The organism is Sphingobium sp. RAC03 (assembly GCF_001713415.1).
In the GTDB taxonomy this organism is placed as follows: domain Bacteria; phylum Pseudomonadota; class Alphaproteobacteria; order Sphingomonadales; family Sphingomonadaceae; genus Sphingobium.
Genome location: NZ_CP016456.1, coordinates 786,726 through 806,644, shown reverse-complemented (window position 1 = coordinate 806,644; position 19,919 = coordinate 786,726). Strand labels below are relative to the sequence as shown.

The 19,919-nt window shown below is 64.5% G+C and carries 26 protein-coding genes; 10 read left to right on the top strand and 16 right to left on the bottom strand.

Annotated features, from left to right (window positions below; genetic code table 11):
• Positions 1-76: 76 nt before the first annotated feature.
• From BSY17_RS08455 to BSY17_RS21535, 3 genes are read left to right on the top strand one after another with little or no spacing between them, the layout of a single operon-like run.
• Positions 77-496, top strand: a complete 420-nt coding sequence (locus BSY17_RS08455) for a hypothetical protein (RefSeq protein ID WP_069065183.1) — start codon at positions 77-79, stop codon at positions 494-496.
• Positions 493-702, top strand: a complete 210-nt coding sequence (locus tag BSY17_RS08450; RefSeq protein WP_069065182.1) for a helix-turn-helix transcriptional regulator — start codon at positions 493-495, stop codon at positions 700-702. Before BSY17_RS08455 ends, BSY17_RS08450 begins: the two co-directional genes overlap by 4 nt.
• Before the next feature lie 2 nt (positions 703-704).
• On the top strand, positions 705-878 hold the full coding sequence (locus tag BSY17_RS21535; protein ID WP_171899208.1) for a hypothetical protein: 174 nt from the start codon (positions 705-707) through the stop codon (positions 876-878).
• A gap of 1 nt (position 879) precedes the next feature.
• Here BSY17_RS21535 and BSY17_RS08440 read toward each other — a convergent pair whose 3' ends face one another.
• From BSY17_RS08440 to BSY17_RS08400, 9 genes are all read right to left on the bottom strand, one after another.
• The gene (locus BSY17_RS08440) at positions 880-1,245 is read right to left on the bottom strand and encodes a DsrE family protein (protein ID WP_069065180.1); all 366 of its coding nucleotides are present in this window, start codon (positions 1,243-1,245) and stop codon (positions 880-882) included.
• Entirely contained in the window at positions 1,233-2,000 is a 768-nt protein-coding gene (locus BSY17_RS08435) for a HesA/MoeB/ThiF family protein (RefSeq protein ID WP_069065179.1), read from the bottom strand. Before BSY17_RS08435 ends, BSY17_RS08440 begins: the two co-directional genes overlap by 13 nt.
• Entirely contained in the window at positions 1,997-2,404 is a 408-nt protein-coding gene (locus tag BSY17_RS08430; RefSeq protein ID WP_069065178.1) for a hypothetical protein, read from the bottom strand. The genes BSY17_RS08435 and BSY17_RS08430 overlap by 4 nt, the downstream gene beginning before the upstream one ends.
• Before the next feature lie 4 nt (positions 2,405-2,408).
• Complete coding sequence (gene dut / locus BSY17_RS08425) at positions 2,409-2,864, bottom strand: dUTP diphosphatase (protein WP_069065177.1); 456 nt, start codon at positions 2,862-2,864, stop codon at positions 2,409-2,411.
• Positions 2,839-4,089: a bifunctional phosphopantothenoylcysteine decarboxylase/phosphopantothenate--cysteine ligase CoaBC gene (coaBC, locus tag BSY17_RS08420; protein ID WP_069065176.1), complete on the bottom strand. Its 1,251-nt coding sequence runs from the start codon at positions 4,087-4,089 to the stop codon at positions 2,839-2,841. The genes dut and coaBC overlap by 26 nt, the downstream gene beginning before the upstream one ends.
• The gene (locus BSY17_RS08415) at positions 4,086-4,388 is read right to left on the bottom strand and encodes a HepT-like ribonuclease domain-containing protein (protein WP_237236462.1); all 303 of its coding nucleotides are present in this window, start codon (positions 4,386-4,388) and stop codon (positions 4,086-4,088) included. The genes coaBC and BSY17_RS08415 overlap by 4 nt, the downstream gene beginning before the upstream one ends.
• 47 nt (positions 4,389-4,435) lie before the next feature.
• On the bottom strand, positions 4,436-4,732 hold the full coding sequence (locus tag BSY17_RS08410) for a nucleotidyltransferase family protein (RefSeq protein WP_069065174.1): 297 nt from the start codon (positions 4,730-4,732) through the stop codon (positions 4,436-4,438).
• Complete coding sequence (gene ubiB, locus BSY17_RS08405) at positions 4,729-6,270, bottom strand: 2-polyprenylphenol 6-hydroxylase (RefSeq protein ID WP_069065173.1); 1,542 nt, start codon at positions 6,268-6,270, stop codon at positions 4,729-4,731. Before ubiB ends, BSY17_RS08410 begins: the two co-directional genes overlap by 4 nt.
• A gap of 126 nt (positions 6,271-6,396) precedes the next feature.
• On the bottom strand, positions 6,397-7,128 hold the full coding sequence (locus BSY17_RS08400) for a class I SAM-dependent methyltransferase (protein ID WP_069065172.1): 732 nt from the start codon (positions 7,126-7,128) through the stop codon (positions 6,397-6,399).
• Positions 7,129-7,209: 81 nt separating this feature from the next.
• On the opposite strand from BSY17_RS08400, the gene mutM reads away from it, so the two are divergent.
• From mutM to BSY17_RS08380, 4 genes are all read left to right on the top strand, one after another.
• Positions 7,210-8,022, top strand: coding sequence for a bifunctional DNA-formamidopyrimidine glycosylase/DNA-(apurinic or apyrimidinic site) lyase (gene mutM / locus BSY17_RS08395; protein WP_069066860.1), 813 nt, complete (start codon positions 7,210-7,212; stop codon positions 8,020-8,022).
• Positions 8,023-8,140: 118 nt separating this feature from the next.
• Positions 8,141-8,404, top strand: a complete 264-nt coding sequence (gene rpsT / locus BSY17_RS08390) for a 30S ribosomal protein S20 (RefSeq protein ID WP_037477262.1) — start codon at positions 8,141-8,143, stop codon at positions 8,402-8,404.
• 503 nt (positions 8,405-8,907) lie between these two features.
• Positions 8,908-10,233 carry a chromosomal replication initiator protein DnaA gene (gene dnaA / locus BSY17_RS08385; RefSeq protein ID WP_443019521.1) on the top strand — a complete coding sequence of 442 codons (1,326 nt, stop codon included), beginning with the start codon at positions 8,908-8,910 and terminating at the stop codon, positions 10,231-10,233.
• 39 nt (positions 10,234-10,272) lie between these two features.
• Entirely contained in the window at positions 10,273-10,863 is a 591-nt protein-coding gene (locus tag BSY17_RS08380; protein WP_069065170.1) for a peptidylprolyl isomerase, read from the top strand.
• Here BSY17_RS08380 and BSY17_RS08375 read toward each other — a convergent pair.
• The 7 genes from BSY17_RS08375 to BSY17_RS08345 all read right to left on the bottom strand — a co-directional run bounded on the left by BSY17_RS08375 (position 10,832) and on the right by BSY17_RS08345 (position 16,587).
• Positions 10,832-12,082 (bottom strand): dicarboxylate/amino acid:cation symporter, encoded by a 1,251-nt coding sequence (locus BSY17_RS08375; RefSeq protein ID WP_069065169.1) that lies wholly within the window; start codon positions 12,080-12,082, stop codon positions 10,832-10,834. The two genes, BSY17_RS08380 and BSY17_RS08375, sit on opposite strands and share 32 nt — an antisense overlap.
• Before the next feature lie 91 nt (positions 12,083-12,173).
• Complete coding sequence (locus tag BSY17_RS08370; protein ID WP_037477255.1) at positions 12,174-12,446, bottom strand: HPr family phosphocarrier protein; 273 nt, start codon at positions 12,444-12,446, stop codon at positions 12,174-12,176.
• Positions 12,443-12,847 (bottom strand): PTS sugar transporter subunit IIA, encoded by a 405-nt coding sequence (locus BSY17_RS08365; protein ID WP_037477253.1) that lies wholly within the window; start codon positions 12,845-12,847, stop codon positions 12,443-12,445. The genes BSY17_RS08370 and BSY17_RS08365 overlap by 4 nt, the downstream gene beginning before the upstream one ends.
• A gap of 22 nt (positions 12,848-12,869) precedes the next feature.
• Complete coding sequence (gene rapZ, locus BSY17_RS08360; RefSeq protein ID WP_069066859.1) at positions 12,870-13,808, bottom strand: RNase adapter RapZ; 939 nt, start codon at positions 13,806-13,808, stop codon at positions 12,870-12,872.
• A complete protein-coding gene (locus BSY17_RS08355; RefSeq protein WP_069065168.1) occupies positions 13,805-14,239 on the bottom strand; it encodes an HPr kinase/phosphorylase in 435 nt (144 codons plus the stop codon). Before BSY17_RS08355 ends, rapZ begins: the two co-directional genes overlap by 4 nt.
• Before the next feature lie 79 nt (positions 14,240-14,318).
• Positions 14,319-15,914, bottom strand: a complete 1,596-nt coding sequence (locus tag BSY17_RS08350; RefSeq protein WP_069065167.1) for a sensor histidine kinase — start codon at positions 15,912-15,914, stop codon at positions 14,319-14,321.
• On the bottom strand, positions 15,880-16,587 hold the full coding sequence (locus BSY17_RS08345) for a response regulator transcription factor (RefSeq protein ID WP_037479073.1): 708 nt from the start codon (positions 16,585-16,587) through the stop codon (positions 15,880-15,882). The genes BSY17_RS08350 and BSY17_RS08345 overlap by 35 nt, the downstream gene beginning before the upstream one ends.
• A gap of 269 nt (positions 16,588-16,856) precedes the next feature.
• Here BSY17_RS08345 and BSY17_RS08340 point away from each other — a divergent pair, with 269 nt between their 5' ends.
• The 3 genes from BSY17_RS08340 (at position 16,857) to BSY17_RS08330 (ending at position 19,862) form a co-directional block, all read left to right on the top strand.
• On the top strand, positions 16,857-18,458 hold the full coding sequence (locus tag BSY17_RS08340; protein ID WP_069066858.1) for a phosphoenolpyruvate carboxykinase: 1,602 nt from the start codon (positions 16,857-16,859) through the stop codon (positions 18,456-18,458).
• Between the two features lie 121 nt (positions 18,459-18,579).
• Positions 18,580-18,891 carry a hypothetical protein gene (locus BSY17_RS08335; RefSeq protein WP_081912948.1) on the top strand — a complete coding sequence of 104 codons (312 nt, stop codon included), beginning with the start codon at positions 18,580-18,582 and terminating at the stop codon, positions 18,889-18,891.
• A 155-nt stretch (positions 18,892-19,046) separates the two neighbouring features.
• A complete protein-coding gene (locus BSY17_RS08330; protein ID WP_037479070.1) occupies positions 19,047-19,862 on the top strand; it encodes a ferredoxin--NADP reductase in 816 nt (271 codons plus the stop codon).
• Positions 19,863-19,919: the final 57 nt, after the last annotated feature.

Sequence of the window (19,919 nt, the reverse complement as noted above, 5' to 3'; positions counted from 1 at the left end):
AGCGGTGTCAATGTAACTTGACATATGCGACGCGGAAAATGTAAAGGGCGCTTGTCATCACATGAGGAGGGCTGACATGACCAACGCATCCCGAAACCCCGCCTATCGGCGCTATACCGGCCGTATGATTCCGCTCAGTCTTGCCTATGTCGGTGCTGTGGGGCTGGCATCCTGGCTGATCCCCGACGGCGCGGCGGCGAATGTTGCGACCGTGGCGATCGCGCTGGTGCCCGGCCTTGCCGCCCTGGGCTGGATCTGGGCGATGGCGCGTTTCCTCGTGGAACTGGACGATGAATATCTGCGCATGTTGGAAATACGCAAATTCCTGGTGGCTACCGGCTTTGCCCTAGCGATTACCAGCGTCTGGGGGCTACTCGAACTCTTTACCACGGTGCCGGCGTTGCCGATCTTTTTCGTCTGGCCATTATGGTGCGTGGGTCTGGCGGTGGGCCAGTTGGTCAATTGGCGGCAAACCGGCGTGGCGGGCTGTGCGTGAAGAACCGGCTGAAGCAGTTGCGCGCAGAGCGGGCGTGGAGCCAGGGTGATTTGGCTACGCAGCTTGGCATATCGCGTCAGAGCGTCAATGCGATAGAAACGGGCAAATATGATCCGTCGCTGCCGCTCGCCTTTCGGATTGCCGACTTGTTCGGCGCGCGGATAGAGGATATTTTCCTGCGGGATACGCAGCAGCAGGAGGCATGAATATGCGGGGCTATGGACTGGCGGCGGCGCTGTTCTGCCTGTGCGCCCTGGTCGGTGCGGCGCATTTCCGGTTGCTGCCTCTCTCCGACGGGATGTCCGCCGCCGATCCTGTGGTGAAGGCGAGCATTCGCACCGTCCGCGTGGAGCGTTGGCGTTACCTGCCGGTGCTGCGCTAGATCAGGCGATCAGCAGGCGCGCATTGTCGTCGGTTGCTTGCAGGAAGCCGACCGGGCCGCCGACATCGACGCCGCTTGGTAGGGCCTCCGCCGTCATCCCGCACAGCGCCAGCCCGCTTTGGCAGGCGCTGATCGTCACGCCCAGCGCCTGGGCTTCGGCCAGCACGGCGGCGAGATCGGGCAATCCCGCTGCCCGGTGGGCATCATCCTGGGGCGCGGCGATCGGTGCGCGGAGCAGGCCCACGGCGTCGAGTTGCAGGAACAGGGCCGCTGCGCCGCCGAGTGCGGCATGGGCACTCGCCACGATCAAAGCCCCGCGCAACCGCTCGGCATCAGCCGTCGCGACGATGATCCTCAAGGGACGCATAGATGCGCAGCGCAGGCGGGGCAGGCCGGGTCTTTGGGCACGTCCAGCGTGCGGAAGCGCATGGAGAGCAGGTCGGCGATCAGCAAGCGTCCGGCCATGTCCGCGCCGAACGGCACCAGCGCGCGGATCACCTCCAGCGCGGCGAGGCTGCCCATCGCGCCGGTCAGGGCGCCGATGACGCCGGTTTCGGCGCAATTACGCTCCGGCGCATCCTGTGCCGCGCCGACCAGGCAGCGGTAGCAGGGCTTGTCCGCTTCCCATCCGCGATAGGTGGCGATCTGCCCCTCGAACGGCCCGACCGCCGCAGACACCAGCGGAATACGCAAGCGGTGCGCGGCGTCGGCCACCGCCAACCGGGTGGAGAAACTGTCGCTGCCGTCCAGCACGACATCAGCATCGCGCAGCATCAGCGCGGCATTGTCGGCATCTATGCGGGCGTTGATCTGGATCAGCTTGATGTCGGGGTTCAGCCGGGCGACCGCCACCATCGCCGCTTCCGCCTTGGGCGCGCCGACATCGGCGGTGCCGAACAGGATTTGCCGTTGCAGGTTGGACAGGGCGACGTCGTCATCATCGATCACCCGGATCGTGCCGACGCCTGCCGCCGCCAGATAGAGGATCGCCGGGCTGCCGATACCGCCTGCGCCAATCAGCGCGACATCGGCTGACAACAGCCGTGCCTGGCCCGCCCCGCCGATTTCCTTGAGGACGATATGCCGGGCATAGCGGTCGAGTTGGTCGTCGGTCAGCGTCACGGTGCGTCGGACCAGAGGAAGCGGACCTTCGAGCGCATCCAGCGCGGTTGCGCTGCGCCGGTCTTGGGGAAGGAGCCGCGCAGCGAACCAAGGATGCGGCCGCTCACGAACTTTTCGACGCCGGGGCAGCGGGCGTTGACGGGGGCGACCTTCAATGGTTTGCCGTCACCGGTCAGCAGAAACAGCATGTCGATTTCGAGCAGGCGCGACCCCTCATAGGGCCCAGCGCCGCTGCAGTCTCCGCGACGATAGAGCTTGGCCACTTCCTCCGACCAGCGCGGCGAAATCTTGCGCCCCAGCCAGTTCTCGATCACCGGCACGCTCGCCAGATCAGTCGGCATGGGCGGCGCGTCCGCGCCCGCCACCGGGGTTGCGGCCAGCATCAGCGAAAGCAGCATCGTCATTGTGTCACACTCCTGTCGAACCGAAGCCGCCCTGTCCGCGTTCGGTATCGTCCAGCCTATCGACTTCGACGAAGCTGGCAAGCTGAACGGGGGCGACCACCAGCTGGGCGATGCGGTCGCCGCGCTGGATCGGGAAGGGCGCGTTGCCGAGGTTGATGAGGATGATCTTCAATTCGCCGCGATAGTCGGCATCGATGGTGCCGGGCGTGTTGGGCAGGCTGATGCCATGTTTGAGCGCCAGGCCAGACCGGGGGCGGACCTGCACCTCATAGCCTTGCGGGATTGCCATGGCGAAGCCGGTGGCCACGGCGTGCCGCCCGCCCGGTTGCAATGTCAGTTCCTCCGCCGACACCACATCCATACCCGCGGCATGGGCGGTGGCATAAGCGGGGACCGGCAGTCCCTCGCCATGGGGCAGGCGTTTGAGCTGGATATCAATCGGCGTGAGGGGAGAGGGCATCAGCAACCTTTTCGATGAGTTTTTGCGCGACCTGATCCTTGGGCATGACGGGCCAAGCGTCGATGCCGGACGCGGTGACGATCTGCACGGCGTTGGCGTCCCCGCCCATTACGTCGCCCGACACATCGTTGGCGACGATCCAGTCCGCGCCTTTGCGCGCCAGCTTGGCTTGGGCATGTTCTGCGATCTTCTGCGTTTCGGCGGCGAAGCCGATGAGCAGGGTAGGGCGCTGGGCATGGTGGCCCAGCGTCGCGAGAATGTCGGGGTTCTCGACCAAAGCGAGCGGCGCGGGCTGGCCGGTGCCATCCTTTTTGAGCTTCTGGTCGGCGGCATCGGCGGTGCGCCAGTCAGCGACGGCCGCGACCATGATCGCGACATCGGCGGGCAGGGCGCTCTCGACGGCGACCAGCATGTCGCGGGCGGTCTCGACATCGATGCGCGTGACACCCTGGGGCGTGGGCAGATGCACCGGTCCCGCCACCAGCGTAACCCGCGCGCCCGCTTGCGCAGCGGCTGCGGCGATGGCGAAGCCCTGTTTGCCCGACGATCGATTGGCGATGTAGCGGACGGGGTCGATCGGCTCATGGGTGGGGCCGGCGGTGATGAGGATATGCCTGCCGCGCAAGCTCGAACCGAACGGAGGCGGAGAGAAATCCGGCTGTCCGTCGAGCGGATCACCGCTCTTTGGCATCGCCAACAGCCGCTCGATCTCCGCGACGATGGCTTCAGGTTCGGGCAGCCGTCCGGTGCCAAATTCGCCGCACGCCATCGCGCCATCGTCGGGCGTCATGATGTGGACGCCATCGGCGTGGAGCCGCTCCAGATTGCGCTGGGTCGCGCGATGATGCCACATCCGCACATTCATGGCGGGTACGGCCAGCACAGGCTTGTCCGTCGCCAGCAACAAGGTGGTGGCGAGGTCGTCGGCAATGCCGTTCGCCATCTTGGCGAGGAAATTGGCGGTCGCGGGCGCGACCACGACCAGATCGGCCTGACGGCTAAGCTGGATATGGCCGATTTCCTGCTCGTCCTTCAGGTTGAACAGGTCGGTAAAGACTGGATTCTCGGTCAGCACCCCTAGCGACAGCGGCGTGACGAACTGCTGCGCGGATTGCGTGAGAACCGCCCGCACCGTCATCCCGCGCTTGCGCAACATGCGGACTAGTTCGAGCGACTTGTACGCCGCAATGCCACCGGAGATGATGAGGAGGATGCGGGGGGTCATTCGCCAAGATTATCCAATTCCGCGCGGCACAGCGCGCGTAGTTCATCCAGTTTGGTCGTTGCCGTGTCCCAAATGCGCCAAGGAATGATCGCAGGATAGTCGTGACTGATGACATTGCGCATCTGATATATGGCGGCCCATGGAACCGTCGGGTGTCGCGCTTTGATATCTGTCGATAATTTATGAGCTGCCTCGCCGATGTGCAGCAGACGGAAGGATGTCAGATCGATCTCGTCCTGATCGCGCAAGAATGGTTCTTCCGTCAATATCGTCAATCGGCGACGGATATGGTCGATCAATTCGATGATCAGCTCCAGCCGATCAATGTCTCGATTGAGCGTCACTGTCAGAAAATAGCGACCATGTCCGATTCCGCCGATGCGCGGATTCGGGGTCTCATAGCCGCACGTTCGACCAGATCGACCGGATTCTGCATGAAATCTGCCAGTTGCAACTGCACGCCGATAAACTCCAGCAGGCCCATGCGACTATTGCTGTCGATCTCACACATCAGATCAACGTCCGAATCCGCACGCGCTTCACCACGCGCTACCGATCCAAACAGGGCAAGCGAGGTGATTCCCGCTGCACGCAGTTCCGCCTCATGCGGTTTGATCCGGGCAATGGCTTCTTCGCGGGTCATAGCGATGAAGATAATAGCAATGTCGCCCCAACGCCAGCCGCCGCGGCCATGATCGCCACCACCGCATAGCGCCAGCCGCCGCCCACGCGGATCAGCTTCACTTCGGTCAGTGGGGGCGGGGGCGGTGCGCCGCCTTTCTCCGGGAAAGCATCTTCGATCCGGCGGACGAGGCCCGGCAGTCGCTGCAAGGTGCGCCAATTTTCGATCAGCGTATCGGCGGCCTTGGCCTCCGGCCCCAGTTCGTCGCGCAGCCAGCCCTTCACATAGGGGCCGCTGGTTTCCCACAGGTTGATGTCGGGGTCGAGCGATGTCGCCACGCCCTCCACCATCACCATCGTCTTTTGCAGCAACAGCAAGTGCGGCTGCGTCTGCATGTCGAAGTCGCGGGTGATGGCGAACAGGCCGTCCAGCATGCCGCCGACCGACAACTCGCGCACCGGTTTGCCGCGCATCGGTTCGCCCACGGCGCGCAGGGCGGTCGCGAACTCGGCCATATCGTGGTGCGCGGGGACATATTGCGCCTCGAAATGGATTTCGGCGACGCGCTTATAATTGCCGGTGATCAGGCCGTAGAGAATCTCTGCCAGCCACATGCGCGCGCGCCGGTCGATCCGCCCCATGATGCCGAAGTCGATCGCTACGATGTCGCCATTGGCCGTCACGAACAAATTGCCCTGATGCATGTCGGCGTGGAAGAAACCCTCCGCAATCGCCTGCCGCAGGAAGGCGTTGACCAGCCGCGCGGCAATGGCGGGCAAGTCATGCCCCGCCGCGATCAGCGCCTCGCGGTCGGAAATCTTGATCCCGTCGATCCATTCCATCGTCATGACCTTGCCGGTCGTGCGATCCCAATCGATCGTGGGAATGCGATAGCCCGGTTCCGCCACCATCGTTTCGGCGAGTTCCGACGCGGAGGCGGCTTCGCGCCGCAGGTCGAGTTCGCGCGCGGTCCAGCGCTTCATATTGGCGATGACCAGGCGCGGGCGCAGCCGGGCGATTTCGCCGCCCAATTGCTCGATATGGGCAGCGGCCCATTCATAGGTCATGATGTCGCGGTTGAATTGCTCCGCGACGCCGGGGCGGATCACCTTGACCGCGACATCGCGGCCATCGGTGGTCAGCGCGCGATGCACCTGCGCGATGGAAGCCGCGCCGACGGGCGCTTCATCGAAGCGGGCATAGATGGCCTCCAGCGGTCGGCCGAAACTCGTCTCGATCTGCTTGCGGATCGTATCGAAGGGGACGGGGGGGAGCGCGTCCTGCAGGCGCAGCAGGTCGAGCGTCGCTTCCTCCCCAACCAGATCGGGCCGGGTCGCCAGCGTCTGTCCGAGCTTGATCGCAGCAGGGCCGATCGACTGGAAGGCATCGGCATAGCGCGGCTGTTTGGGCACGCGGGCACCGAAGCGCGCGAGCCGCACCAGCCGCCGCACGGACGCCGGGGTCAGCGGGTCGCGTTCGATTCCGCGCAACGCGCCATGGCGCGCCAGCGTGCGCCCCCATTTGAGGAGCCGCCAGATATGGGTGATGTGGCTGGTCATATTATCGGCTCCCCTCCCCTTCAGGGGAGGGGCTGGGGGTGGGGGCTTTCAACAATGTGCGGCGCGGGGGGATGGCCCCCACCCCAACCCCTCCCCTGAAGGGGAGGGGCTTTTCCTGGATGCCCATCAAATCTTCCAGCCCGAATGGATCGCCACCAGGCCGCCCAGGATCGGCTCGACCTTGGTCTGCACGAATCCGGCGTCGCGGATCATGCCCTCGAATTGGGGCATGGGAGGGAAGCGGCGGATCGATTCGATCAGATAGCGATAGCTGTCGGCGTCATTGGCAAACAGCTTGCCCAGCTGCGGGACCAGCTTGTGCGAATAGACGTCATACACGTCCGAAAAGCCCGGCCAGGTCGTGGTCGAAAATTCAAGGCAGAAGAAGCGCCCGCCAAATTTCAGCACGCGATGCGCTTCCGCCAATGCCTGGTCGATATGCGTCACGTTGCGGATGCCAAAGGCGATCGTATAGGCGTCGAAACTGCGATCGGCGAAGGTCAGTTGCTCGGCATTCTGTTCCGACCAGAGCAAGCCCTCCAGCCCCTTCTTCTTGGCGCGTTCCATGCCCACGCCCAGCATTTCGGGGTTGATGTCCGACACGGTGACGTCGGCCCCATATTTATGCATGCGAAAGGCGATGTCGCCGGTGCCGCCCGCCATGTCGAGGATCGCTTCGCCCGGCCGCGGTTTGACGCGAGCGACGAACTGATCCTTCCACAAACGATGCGCGCCCACCGACATGGCGTCGTTCATCAGATCATATTTGGCCGCGACATTGGAAAAGACCTCGCGGACCATGCCCTGTTTTTCGGCGGCATCGACGTCCCGATAGCCAAAGGATGCTGTTTCGTTCATGCCTGATCCTCTAGACAGAGATTGCGTGCCATTCCAGCCAAGAAGCTGGGAATTGGAAGCGCTCTTGCCTAGATGGTCCTTATGCCAGAGCTTCCCGAAGTCGAAACCACCGTTGCGGGCCTTCGATCCGTGCTGGAGGGCGCGGTTCTCACCCGTGTCGAGCCGCGCCGCGCGGACCTGCGCTTTCCCATCCCGGTGGACCTGCGCCAGCGTCTGACGGGGGCGACGGTTACGGTGCTGACGCGGCGCGCCAAATATGGGCTGATCGCCACCGATCGGGGCGACATGATGATCTTTCACTTAGGCATGTCGGGCCGCTGGCGGGTGGACCCGACCGAGATCGGCACGCACGATCATCTGATCCTGGAAACCGGGGCAGGACGTCAACTGGCGCTCAACGATCCGCGCCGCTTCGGCTTCATCGATCTGGTGCGCAGCGAGGCGTGGGAAGCTTATGGCCCGTTCACCCGGATGGGACCGGAACCGCTGGGGCCTGATTTTGATGCCGCCCATCTGGCGGCCGTGCTGAAGGGCAAGGCGACATCGATCAAGGCGGCGTTGCTCGACCAGCGAATCGTGGCCGGGCTGGGCAATATCTATGTGTGCGAAGCGCTGAATATGGCGGGCATAGCGCCGACGCGAGCGGCGGGGAAGATCAGTCGCCCGCGCCTTGCCCTGCTGGTCGATTCGATTCGCACGGTGTTGGCCGCCGCGATCGTCGCGGGCGGATCGACGCTGCGCGATTATGCGCGGCCGGACGGGGAGTTGGGCTATTTTTCCAAGCAATGGCGCGTCTATGGTCGCGAAGGCGAACCATGCCCCTGTGGCGGCACGGTGCAGCGCCGTGTCGATGGCGGGCGATCCACCTTTTTCTGTCCGACATGCCAGCGGTGAAGCGGGTCCGACTGGTTGACGACCGGCACGAACCCTTGTAAGGCGCGCACCTTCATGAGGCGGGTTGGCGAGTCCGACTGGTCTCTTTTCAAATATTGACGAGAACCGAGGACTCTAAATGGCCAATACGCCGCAAGCCAAGAAGCGCATCCGCCGCAACGAACGTCGCGCCGCAATCAATGGTGCCCGCATCAGCCGGATCCGCACCCTGGTGAAGAAGGTGGAATCCGCCCTCGCCGCTGGTGACAAGGACGCAGCCGCCACCGCGCTGCAGTCGGTTCAGCCGGAAATGGCACGCGGCGTTGCGCGTGGCGTGATGCACAAGAACACGGCTTCGCGGAAGTTCGGCCGCCTGACCAAGGCTGTCAGCGCGCTCGCCTAAGCCTTTTCCCGTTTGCAGGGACTGAACAAGCCCGCTCCCATCAGGGAAGCGGGCTTTTTCATGTTCATTCACAAGACGGTCACACAGCGGACACAAGCAATTCCCGCGATTCGACTGACAGCCGCAAGATAATGACCAAATAACTAACTCAAAAATAGCGATATTTTTGCAACTAACCCTTTTCCGCGGGTTTGCCGAGTCAACGGCTTTATTTCATTTTTTTGAACCGCCGCGCCCTTGATCCGAGGGAGCCGCCCTGTCTATTTTCGACCTCCGGCCGCCGTCGAATCATCTCTGTGCGGCCGTCATTTAGTCAGTGGATGGGATGGACTCGGCGAAGCAGGGGCTTTTGCCGGTGGGTTCGTTCGCGTCGCTGGTTCCTGCCCGAAGGCAGGGGGCATATTGGTAGGGTCGGCACGATAATGACGGAAAATATAGGCGTGGTGGATTGGCAGGAGGATGCAGGGGTACAGGCACATGCCGACCTCGATTCCACCTGGACGATGATCCGCGCCGGTCTGCGCCGCGACATTGGTGCGCGCATGTTCGACCAATGGCTCAAGCCGGTTCGACTGGGCGATTATTGCCCCGATTCGCAAACGCTCGATTTGCTTGTTGCGACGGATTTCAGTGCGAATTTCGTGACGGGCCAGTTTGGCGACCGTCTGCGCATGGCCTGGCGCAGCGCCGGGGCGGAGGTGCGCGACATCCGCGTCCGCCGTGCGCCCGACGCCAGCGGCCCGCGACTGCTCGACGTCACGGCGGTAGAACCGGTCATCGACCTGTTGCCGCAAGCCGTCGCCAGCGCCGTCAATTTCACGCCGCGCCATGGCTTTGCCGACTTCGTGGTGGGCGAGAGCAACCAACTGGCCTGCTCGGCCGCAAAAGCCATGGCGGCCGAAGCGCAGCCGCGGTTCAGCCCGCTGTTCATCCAGGGGGGCACTGGCCAGGGCAAGACGCATCTGCTGCACGCGATCGCAGCCGCTTTCGCTGCACACTCGCCCGGCGCGCCGGTTCTCTACATGTCGGCCGAGCGTTTCATGATGGAGTTCGTCAATGCGATGCGCGCCAATGAAACGATGGCGTTCAAGGCGCGGTTGCGCGCGGCGCGGCTGCTGTTGATCGACGATATCCAGTTCATTGCGGGCAAGGGGTCGACGCAGGAGGAATTTCTCCACACGATCAACGATCTGATCGACACCGGCGCGCGCATCGTCGTGACCGCCGACCGGGCGCCCCAGGCGCTCGAATCGATCGATCCGCGCATCCTGTCGCGCCTGGCCGGTGGCCTGGTGGCGGACATCCAGCCCGCGAGCCTTGAGCTGCGTCTGGCGATCCTTGAAGCCAAGCGCGCCGTCGCGGGCGATCCGCCGGTACCGGATGCCGTTATCGACTTTCTCGCCCGTTCGATCCGGTCGAACGTCCGCGAACTGGAAGGCGCGTTCAACAAGCTGGTCGCCTATGGCCAGTTGACCGGCCGGGCGATCGACCTGGATTTTGCGCAGGGCATGCTGGCCGACGCCGTGCGCGCCAATGCCCGGCGCATCACCGTGGACGAGATCCAGAAGGTCTGCGCCGCCCATTTTCGGATCGACGTGTCGGAAATGCGCTCCAAGCGCCGGGCCCGCGCCGTCGCCCGGCCGCGCCAGGTGGCCATGTATCTCGCCAAGAAGATGACGCCGCGTTCGCTGCCGGAAATCGGCCGCATCTTTGGCGGGCGGGATCACAGTACGGTGATCCATGCGGTCCGCACGATCGAGCAGTTGCGCGAGAGCAATCCCGATATCGACGCCGACGTCCGCGCGCTGTTGCGCCAGCTGGAGGGCTGAGGGGCTGGCATCGGGCGTATGAAGGGCTAGGCTGGCGGCATGATTCGCACCCTCGCCCTTTGGCTCACCGCACTCCTCACCCTCTCGCCCGCCTTGGCGCAGGCACCCGCTGATGTGCGGGTGGCGCTCGATACCGCAGCGGGGCGGATCGTGATCGCGGTCCATGCCGACAAGGCGCCTGTCACCGCCGCCAATTTCCTCGCCTATGTCGATCAGAAGCGGTTGGACGGCACCGTCTTTTATCGCGGCGTCGGCGCGGCCGATTATGGCTTCGTGCAGGGCGGGGCACAGAATGACCCCAAACGCATTCGGCTGCCGATCAAGCATGAACCGACTAGCCAGACGGGCCTGACCCATGATGAGGGCGCGCTATCGATGGCGCGCTATGCGCCGGGGAGCGCGACCGGCGATTTCTTCATTGTGCTGGGCAAGATGCCCGCCATGGACGCGCAGCCAGACGCGCCGGGCGACAATCAGGGCTTTGCCGTGTTCGCCCATGTGGTTGAAGGGCTGGAGGTGGTGAAAACCATTCTGGCCGCGCCCAAATCCGCGACAGCGGGCGAGGGCGTGATGAAGGGGCAGATGCTGGAAGCGCCGGTCAAGATCCTGACGGCGCGTCGGGTGCCGTGAGACCATTCTGATCGATGATGCGCGTTACCGCCATGTCGGCGGTGACGTTGCCGACGGTGCGGAAGATGTCGGGCACCGTCTCCACCGCCAGCAACAGCGGCAGCGCCTCCACCGGCACGCCCATGGCGAGGCAGATGGGGCCAGTGGTGGTGAAGAAGCTGACCTGGCCGGGCAGGCCCACCGAGGCGAGGCTGACGATCGCGGCGACCGCCACGCCCATGGCCAATTGCACTGGTCCCAGCACGACCCCGTTCATCGCCGCCACATAGAGGGCGACACCCAGATTGGCGGGCGGGCTGGTGATGCGGAACAGCGATATGGCGAGCGGCAGGACGATGCTGCGCGTGGTCGGCCGGACGTCCAGCAGCCCGTCGCTCGCCTGGATCATGGCAGGCAGCGAGGCGATCGAGCTTTGGGTCGAGAAGGCGATGGCCTGGGCCGGGAAGGCGGCGCGCGCGAAACGCCCTGGCGCGATTCGGCCGAGCAGCGCCACCAGCGGATAGACGAGCAGGGTGACGATCAGGCAGATCAGCACGATGAAGCCGATATAGTGGAGCAGCGCGCCAGCGGTGGCGAGGCCCGACCGCGCGCCCGCCACCAGCGCCAGCGCGAACACGCCGACGGGGGCGAGCCACAGCACCCATTGCACCACGACCAGCAGCGCGTCGGTCAGCGCCTCGAACAGGCCGGTCAATTGCGCGCGACGGGCCTCGGCGATCCGGGTGACGGCAAAGCCGAAGATGAGCGCAAATAGCACGACGGCGACGACCTCACCCTCGGCCGCCGCCTTGATCGGATTGGCGGGGATGAAGCCCAGCAGCCAGTCGGCTGACGGCCGCACGCCGGGCACCTCCGCCGCGCTTTCGGCCCCGGTCAACATGCCGACCGCGCCGGAGGGCACCGGCCAGAGGTGCAACAGCAATGGCCCGACGAGCGCCGCGACGGTGGAGGAGGCGACCAGCAGCAGGGCGAACAGGCCAATGGCGCGCCCGGCCATGCCATTGGTGCGCGCCGTGGTGGCTGCCTGCGCAATGCCCGTGACCAGCAACGCGAAGATAAGGGGGATGAGCGGCATTTGCAGGCCGTTGAGCCACGCCTTGCCAATCGGCTGCGCGAGCGACAGCAGCGGCGCGTCCCACCCCTTGCCCCATTCCGCGAGGGCGATGCCACTTGCCAGACCCAGCACAAGCGCCATTAGGATGCGGACGGTCAAGGACATGGCGAACGCTCCCTCTTCAGCCGCGAAACAGACCAGAGGGGATTATGCCGCCATCTACCTGTCCATCAAGGGAAAGATGGAGAGCGTGTTTCTACTCTTCGCCGAATTTGTCTTCGACCAGGCTCACCAGTTTGCCGAGCGAATCATGCGCTTCGGGGCCGGTGGCCTTGATGGTGATGCTGTCGCCCATGGCGGCACCCAGCATCATCAGGCCCATGATCGAGGTGCCGGTGACGTGGCTGCCATCCTTGCTGACGATGATGTCGGCGGGCAGGCCACTCGCCAGGGTCACGAACTTGGCGCTGGCGCGGGCGTGGAGGCCGCGCTTGTTGCTGATACGGACTTCCTGGCTGATTTCATTCATGTGGTGCTGCCCAACAGTTCCGACGCGACGCTGATATATTTCTGGCCTGCTTCGCGCGCCGCGGCGACGGCGGCGCGCACGTCCATGACCTTGCGCGCGCTTTCCAGGCGGATGAGCATGGGCAGGTTGATGCCTGCGATCACCTCGATCTCGCCGGCTTTCAGCAGCGAGATGGCGAGGTTGGAGGGGGTGCCGCCGAACAGGTCGGTGAGCAGGATGACGCCGCTGCCGTCATTGACGCGCGCCACCGCGGTCGCGATGTCCGCGCGGCGCAGTTCCATATCGTCTTCCGGCCCGATGCAGATCGTTTCGATCTGCTGCTGGGGGCCGACGACATGTTCCATCGCGACGACAAATTCGGTCGCGAGCGACCCATGAGTGACGAGTACGAGTCCGATCATCTGCTTTTGCGGCCCACCTGCTTCATGACGTTGCTTTCGGGCCTCCCGGACGACGCTTCTCCAGACTATCCTGCGGCGTCGATTCAATATTGCGGTGCAGGACCGTGGGCGAAAAGCCCGCATCTTGCAAGTAGCGTGCGACACGATCGGCAACATGGACCGACCGGTGCTTGCCGCCGGTGCAGCCGAAGGCGATGGTGATATAGGCTTTCCCGCCCTCCGCATAGCGCGGCAGCAGGGTGGCGAGCAGATCCTCGATCTTGCTGACTGTTTGCTCATAGGCCGGGTCAGCCGCGATATAGGCAGCGACGTCGGAGTCTAGACCGGTGCGCGGGCGCAAGGCTTCGTCCCAGTGCGGATTGCGCAGGAAGCGCATGTCGAACATCAGATCGGCATTGCGGGGCACGCCGCGCGAAAAGCCGAACGACAAGATGGTCAGCACCGGGTCGGACAGCCGCTCACGCGAAAAGCGGCTGCGGATTTCCTGTTGCAGCGCGTTGCTGGTGAAGCTGGTGGTGTCAATCACCTGGGTCGACCAGCGGCGCAGCGCTTCGGTCAGTTCACGTTCGCGCGCGATGCCGTCGGCCGCCGGGCGATCGAGCGCGAGCGGGTGGCGGCGGCGGGTTTCGGCGAAGCGGCGCTCCAATTCGCTGTCGGAACAGTCGAGGAACAGGGTTTCGACATCATGGCCATGACGTTCGCGCAGGGCCTTGATCCGGCGGACGATGGCACCGGCGTCGAAGCCGCGGGTGCGCGCGTCGATGCCGAGCGCCAGCGGGCGTTCGTCCTCGCCCGCATAACCGGCGGGCAGGGGGGTGTCGAGCAGCCGGTCGAGCAGGACGAGGGGAAGATTGTCCACCACTTCCCAGCCCATATCCTCCAGCGTCTTGAGCGCGGTGGTCTTGCCCGCGCCCGACAGGCCCGACAGCAAGAGGATGGATTTGGGGTGGGAGAGGGTCATGCGATCGGCACCGCGCGCAGCAGCCATTCGACCTTGATCGCGGCGGAGGCTTCGAACGGGGTGACCTTCCAGACCGGGATCGGCAGGCCTGCGATCGTGCGCAGCAAGGGTTCGAGCGGCATGCGGTCGACCTTGTCGAACAGGTCGATGAGCAGGGCGACGGGGACATCATCGACATGGGGCATGGTGACGATGCCCATGCCGCGTATCTCGATCTGGCCCGCAATCCGTTCCGGCGCGCTGGCGAGCAACTGGCCGTCGACGCGCTTGAGCAGCGTATAATCGTCGCTGATGAGGGTCGCGCCGCGATCGATGAGGCGCAGGGCAAGGTCGGACTTGCCGATGCCGCTCTTGCCGCACAGCAACAGGGCGCGGCCTTCTATGGCCACGCTGGTCGCATGCAGCGTTTCGGAGGACAATGCGCGGGCCATAAGTCGGCGGCCCTTCTACCCTGTGTTGGCAGCCTTGCAAACGACATTGGTGGCGCGCGTCCCATGCGGGGACGCGGCGTTATTCGGACGCGATGCCGGGGTCGCGCTCGACCGCCATGGGCAGGCGCAGGATGAAGCGGGCGCCCTGTTGCGCATCCTCGCGGTCGCCGATGCTGATGCGGCCCTGATGCCCCTCCACGATGGAGCGGGCGATGGCGAGGCCGAGGCCGCTATGCTTGCCGAAACTCTCCCCCTCCGGCCGGACGCTGTGGAAACGGCGGAAGACATGCTCGCGCTCGGTGACGGGGACGCCCGGTCCTTCATCCTCGACGCTGACCAGCACCTGATCATCGGCGACGGTCGCGATGATCTGGACGAGGCCGCCGTCGGGCGAGAAGGAGATGGCATTGTCGATCAGATTGTCGAGCACGCGGACCAGCCGTTGCTCCTCGCCCAGCACCACCGCGACATTCTTGCGCGGGCGGGCGAAGGCGAGGCGGACGCCACGGGGCACGCCGCGCGCTTCGCGGGCGATGACCATGGTTTCGATGAGCAGGCCAAGGTCGATCGGCTCGAACCGGGTGCGCGACAGTTCGGCATCGACGCGCGAGGCTTCGGCAATGTCGGTGACGAGCCGGTCGAGGCGGCGGACATCATCCTGGGCGATGGCCATCAGTTGCGCGCGCAGGTCCGGGCGGTCCACCCGGTCGAGCGCATCAAGCGCGGAGCGGAGCGAGGCGATCGGGTTTTTAAGTTCATGGCTGACATCGGCGGCAAAGGCGTCGGTCGCATCGATCCGTTGGCGCAGGGCAATGCTCATGTCGGACAGGGCGCGGGCCAGCATGCCGATCTCGTCACGCCGTTCGGGCAGGCGTGGCACGGTGACTTCGCGCGCGCGGCCGAGGCGAACGCGGACGGCGGCACGGGCGAGGCGCTGGAGCGGCTGGACGATGGTGCGGGCCAGGAACAGCGAAAGCAGCGTCGAGGCGAGCATGGCCACGGCGAGGACGAGGCCGAGCCGCAGCCGTTCGGCGCGCACGGTGCGGGTGATGTCGCGCGCATTTTCGGTGGCAAGCAGGGCGGTGCCGTCCCGCACGGAGGCGCCCGCCGAGATCATGAAGGTGCGATCGGGCGCATAGCGGTTCATTGCGGTCGGCTTGCCGGTCTTGCGCGCCAGCAGCAGTTCGGGCCAGGCATCGGCCCGGTCCACGGCTGGTTCGACGAAATCGGGCGGCCGGCTGGCCGAGACGATGCGGTCCACCGCCTTGTCGAGGAAGCGGGCGACATGGCGCTGCCATTCCTCTTCCGACGGCGACCGCAGGCGATAGCGCGGTGCATCCATGGTGAAGCTGTCGGCGATCAGGCCACCGCCGGGCGCATAGCGGCGGACCCGGTCGCCGGTCTGGCGGGCATAGGCGGCTATCAGCGCGTCGTGGCGGTCGGCCGGCGCATTTTCCAGGCTGATCGCCAGTAGCTTCAGCTCGCGCGCCGATTGTTCCAGCCGCGAATCGATGATCCGGGTGCGATAGCTGTCGAGATAGAAGAAGCCGCCCGCCAAGAGCGCGAGCGCAAAGACATTGACCGCCAGGATGCGCGGCGTGAGGCTGAGCCGCCCCGACCAGCGCATCGCCATGGGCGCGTCATCCTTCTTCGGAGAAGCGGTAGCCGGCGCCATAGAGTGTGTCGATTGCGTTGAAATCGGAATCCACCTCGCGGAATTTGCGGCGCAGCCGCTTGATATGGCTGTCGATCGTGCGGTCATCGACATAGACGTCGTCCTGATAGGCGGCGTCCATCAACTGGTTGCGGTTCTTGACCACGCCGGGGCGGGCGGCCAGCGTTTCGAGGATCAGAAATTCGGTGACGGTCAGCGTCACGTCCTGCCCGTTCCACTTCACCCGATGGCGCGCCGGGTCCATTTCCAGCCGCCCGCGAATGATCGGGTCGGCGACCGGCTGGTCCGGCGTGTCGGGTGCGCCCCGCACTTCGGCGCGGCGCAGGATGGCGCGGATGCGCGCGATCAGCAGCCGTTGCGAGAACGGCTTGGCGATATAGTCGTCCGCCCCCATGGCAAGGCCCAGCGCCTCGTCCAGCTCGTCTGCTTTCGACGTCAGGAAGATGACGGGCATCTGCGTCTTTTCCCGCAGGCGGCGCAGCAGCTCCAGGCCATCCATGCGCGGCATCTTGATATCGAAGACGGCCAGATCCGCCGGATTGTCCAGCAACGCCTTGAGCGCGCCTTCGGGATCGGAATAGATCCGCGTCATGAAGCCTTCCGACTGAAGCGCGATCGAGACGGAGGTCAGGATATTCTTGTCGTCATCCACCAAGGCGATGGTTGCAGTCATGCGGTTTCCCAGCTGATCCAAGTGGGGCAGAGCGTTAGACCATGCGGCGCGCGCCTGCAAGAAAGCGGGTGACGGCGGCGATGCGGCATAACCGTCGATATTCGGGACAAAGCCTGTGTGACAGGGATTTGACGATTTTGGTCCAACACCCTATTACCATGTCGGTCTGCGAGGATGACGCCGTGATATAGACAAACGGCGCATAGGGGCGGATCGGTCGCAAAGAATAATATATGTGCGACACGGCATTCATATTCAGGAGCAAAGGCGTGCAGGCCAAATCCTCATTCACCCTGGCAGACCAGGGCATTTCCACCCATGCCACCCAATTCTGGAATATGGGCACCGCCCCGCTGGTCGAAGCGGCCATCCGCAATGGCGAGGGCATATTGTCCAAGGACGGCCCGCTGGTCGTCAAGACCGGCAAACATACCGGCCGGTCGGCCAAGGACAAGTTCATCGTCCGCGATGCCGAGACCGAATCGACCGTCTGGTGGGGCAGCACCAATGTCGCGATGACGCCGGAGCATTTCGCGGCGTTGAAGGCGGACTTCTTCAAGGCGCTGGGCGAGAAAGACACGCTCTATGTCGCCGATCTGTTCGGCGGATCGCAGCCCGAACATCGCGTCAATGTGCGCGTCATCAACGAGCGCGCCTGGCATAACCTGTTCATCCGCACGCTGCTGGTGCGTCCGGGCGTGGACGAACTGGCCGATTTCGCGCCGGAATATACGATCATCGACCTGCCGACCTTCAAGGCCGACCCGGCCCGCCATGGCTGCCGCAGCGAAACGGTGGTGGCGGTCAACTTCACCGAGAAGCTGATCCTGATCGGCGGCACCGCCTATGCTGGCGAGATGAAGAAGTCGGTGTTCGGCATCCTCAACTATCTGCTGCCGGTGAAGGGCGTGATGCCGATGCATTGTTCGGCCAATATCGGCCCGAACGGCGACACGGCGGTCTTCTTCGGCCTGTCGGGCACGGGCAAGACCACGCTGTCGGCCGATGCGTCGCGCACGCTGATCGGCGATGACGAGCATGGCTGGTCGGACACGGCGGTCTTCAATTTCGAGGGCGGCTGCTATGCCAAGATGATCAACCTGTCGGCTGAGGCCGAGCCGGAGATTTTCGCCACCACCAAGCGCTTCGGCACGGTGCTGGAGAATGTCGTGATCGACGCGGAAACGCGCGAGATCGACTTGGACGACAACACGCTGGCGGAAAATAGCCGGGGTTCCTATCCGATCGACTTTATCCCCAACACGTCGGAGAAGAATTTGGGGCCGGTGCCCAAGAACATCATCTTCCTGACCGCCGACGCCTATGGCGTGCTGCCGCCGATCGCGCGGCTGACGCCCGAACAGGCCATGTATCATTTCCTGTCGGGCTATACCGCGCGGGTGGCGGGCACGGAGATCGGCGTGACCGAGCCGACCGCGACCTTCTCGACCTGCTTCGGTGCGCCGTTCATGCCGCGTCATCCGTCGGTCTATGGCAATCTGCTCAAGGAACGGATCAACAAGGGCGGCGTCACCTGCTGGCTGGTCAATACCGGCTGGGCGGGCGGCAAGGCGACGATGCCCGGCATCAAGCGGATGCCGATCAAGGTCACCCGCGCGCTGCTCAATGCCGCGCTCGACGGCAGCCTGAACGACGCCGAGTTCCGCACCGATCCCAATTTCGGGTTCGAAGTGCCGGTCGCGGTGGCGGGCGTTGAACCGACCATCCTGGACCCGCGCGCCATGTGGGCGGACGCCAGCGCCTATGACGAAACCGCCGCCGTGCTGGTCAAGCAGTTCGTCGACAATTTCGCGCAGTTCGAAGAGCATGTTGATGAAGGCGTGCGCAGCGCGGCGCTGACGGCGGCCTAACGGCTGCGGCCTTATCCAAGGCTATGCAAGAGCCGGAAGGGTGACCTTCCGGCTCTTTTGCTTTTGGCGGCGGGGCCGGGGATGCTATGCTGTCGGTCAACATCCAGCGGGAGTAGTGGACATGTTTGGTGATATGATCGGCAAGATGGGCGGGCTGGAAGCGGTGGCCGCGCAGATCGGGATGACGCCCGAACAGATGCAGGGCCTGATGACCGAGATCAGCGCCAAGATCGGGTCGGGCGATACCAGCATTTCGGCGCTGGCCGAAGTCGCCGCCGAACATGGCGTGTCGGCCGACAAGTTGCAGGAATTGATGGGATCGTTTGGCGGCCCCGAAGCGATCATGGGTAAGCTGGGCGGCCTGTTTGACCGCGATGGCGACGGCAATCCGATGAACGAACTGGGCGGGATCGCCAAGGGGCTGTTCGGCTGATCGCCTGACGCTGGCGGGGGGTCAGCTATCGGCCCCCCAAGTTTTTTTGGCCTTGCCTTCATGGCGCGATCGCTCCATTCGCGATGCTTATTGGTTGTTGCGAACGATACGCAACTGGCGAGCCCTGTGCGGGCGGCTTGGCAAGGAAGAAGGTCTTGAACGACGTGACGATCGAAAAGCCGGTACTCGAACCGACCGGTGCCCTCTCGGTGGAAACCGTGCTGTCGGTGCGGCATTGGAACGAGCATCTGTTCAGCTTCCGCATTTCGCGCCCGGCCAGCTTCCGCTTCCGGTCGGGCGAGTTTGTGATGATCGGTTTGAAGGGCGAGAATGGCAAGCCGCTGCTGCGCGCCTATTCGGTCGCCAGCCCCGCCTGGGACGAGGAACTGGAGTTTCTGTCGATCAAGGTGCAGGACGGTCCGCTGACGAGCAAGTTGCAGCTGATCGAGCCGGGCGACCAGATTTACCTCGGCCGCAAGCCGACCGGCACGCTCGTTACCGACGCGCTGTTGCCGGGCAAGCGGCTGTTCATGCTGTCGACCGGCACGGGCCTCGCTCCGTTCCTGAGCCTGGCGCGTGACCCCGACGTCTATGAATTTTACGAGCAGGTCGTCGTCGTCCATTCGGTGCGCCGGGTGAGCGACCTGGCCTTCCATGACGAGTTGGAAAGCAAGCTGGCGGAAGACCCGTTGGTGGCTGAGCAGGCCGCGACCCAGTTCCATTATGTGCCGACCGTGACGCGCGAGGCTTTCCGCAACACCGTGCGGATCGACAAGCTGGTCGAGAGCGGCGCGCTGTTCGAGGGGCTTGAGGGGCCGGCCAAGTTCGACCCCGAAACCGACCGGATCATGATGTGCGGCAGCATGGAGATGATCAAGCAGTTCGCGGCCTGGTTCGAAGCGAACGGCTTTACCGAAGGGTCGAATGCGGCGCCGGGGCAGTTCGTGATCGAGCGCGCGTTTGTGGGGTAAGGCGTAACGTAGCAGAGTAGGAAGGGGCCGGGAGAGCGATCTTCCGGCCTTTTTTTC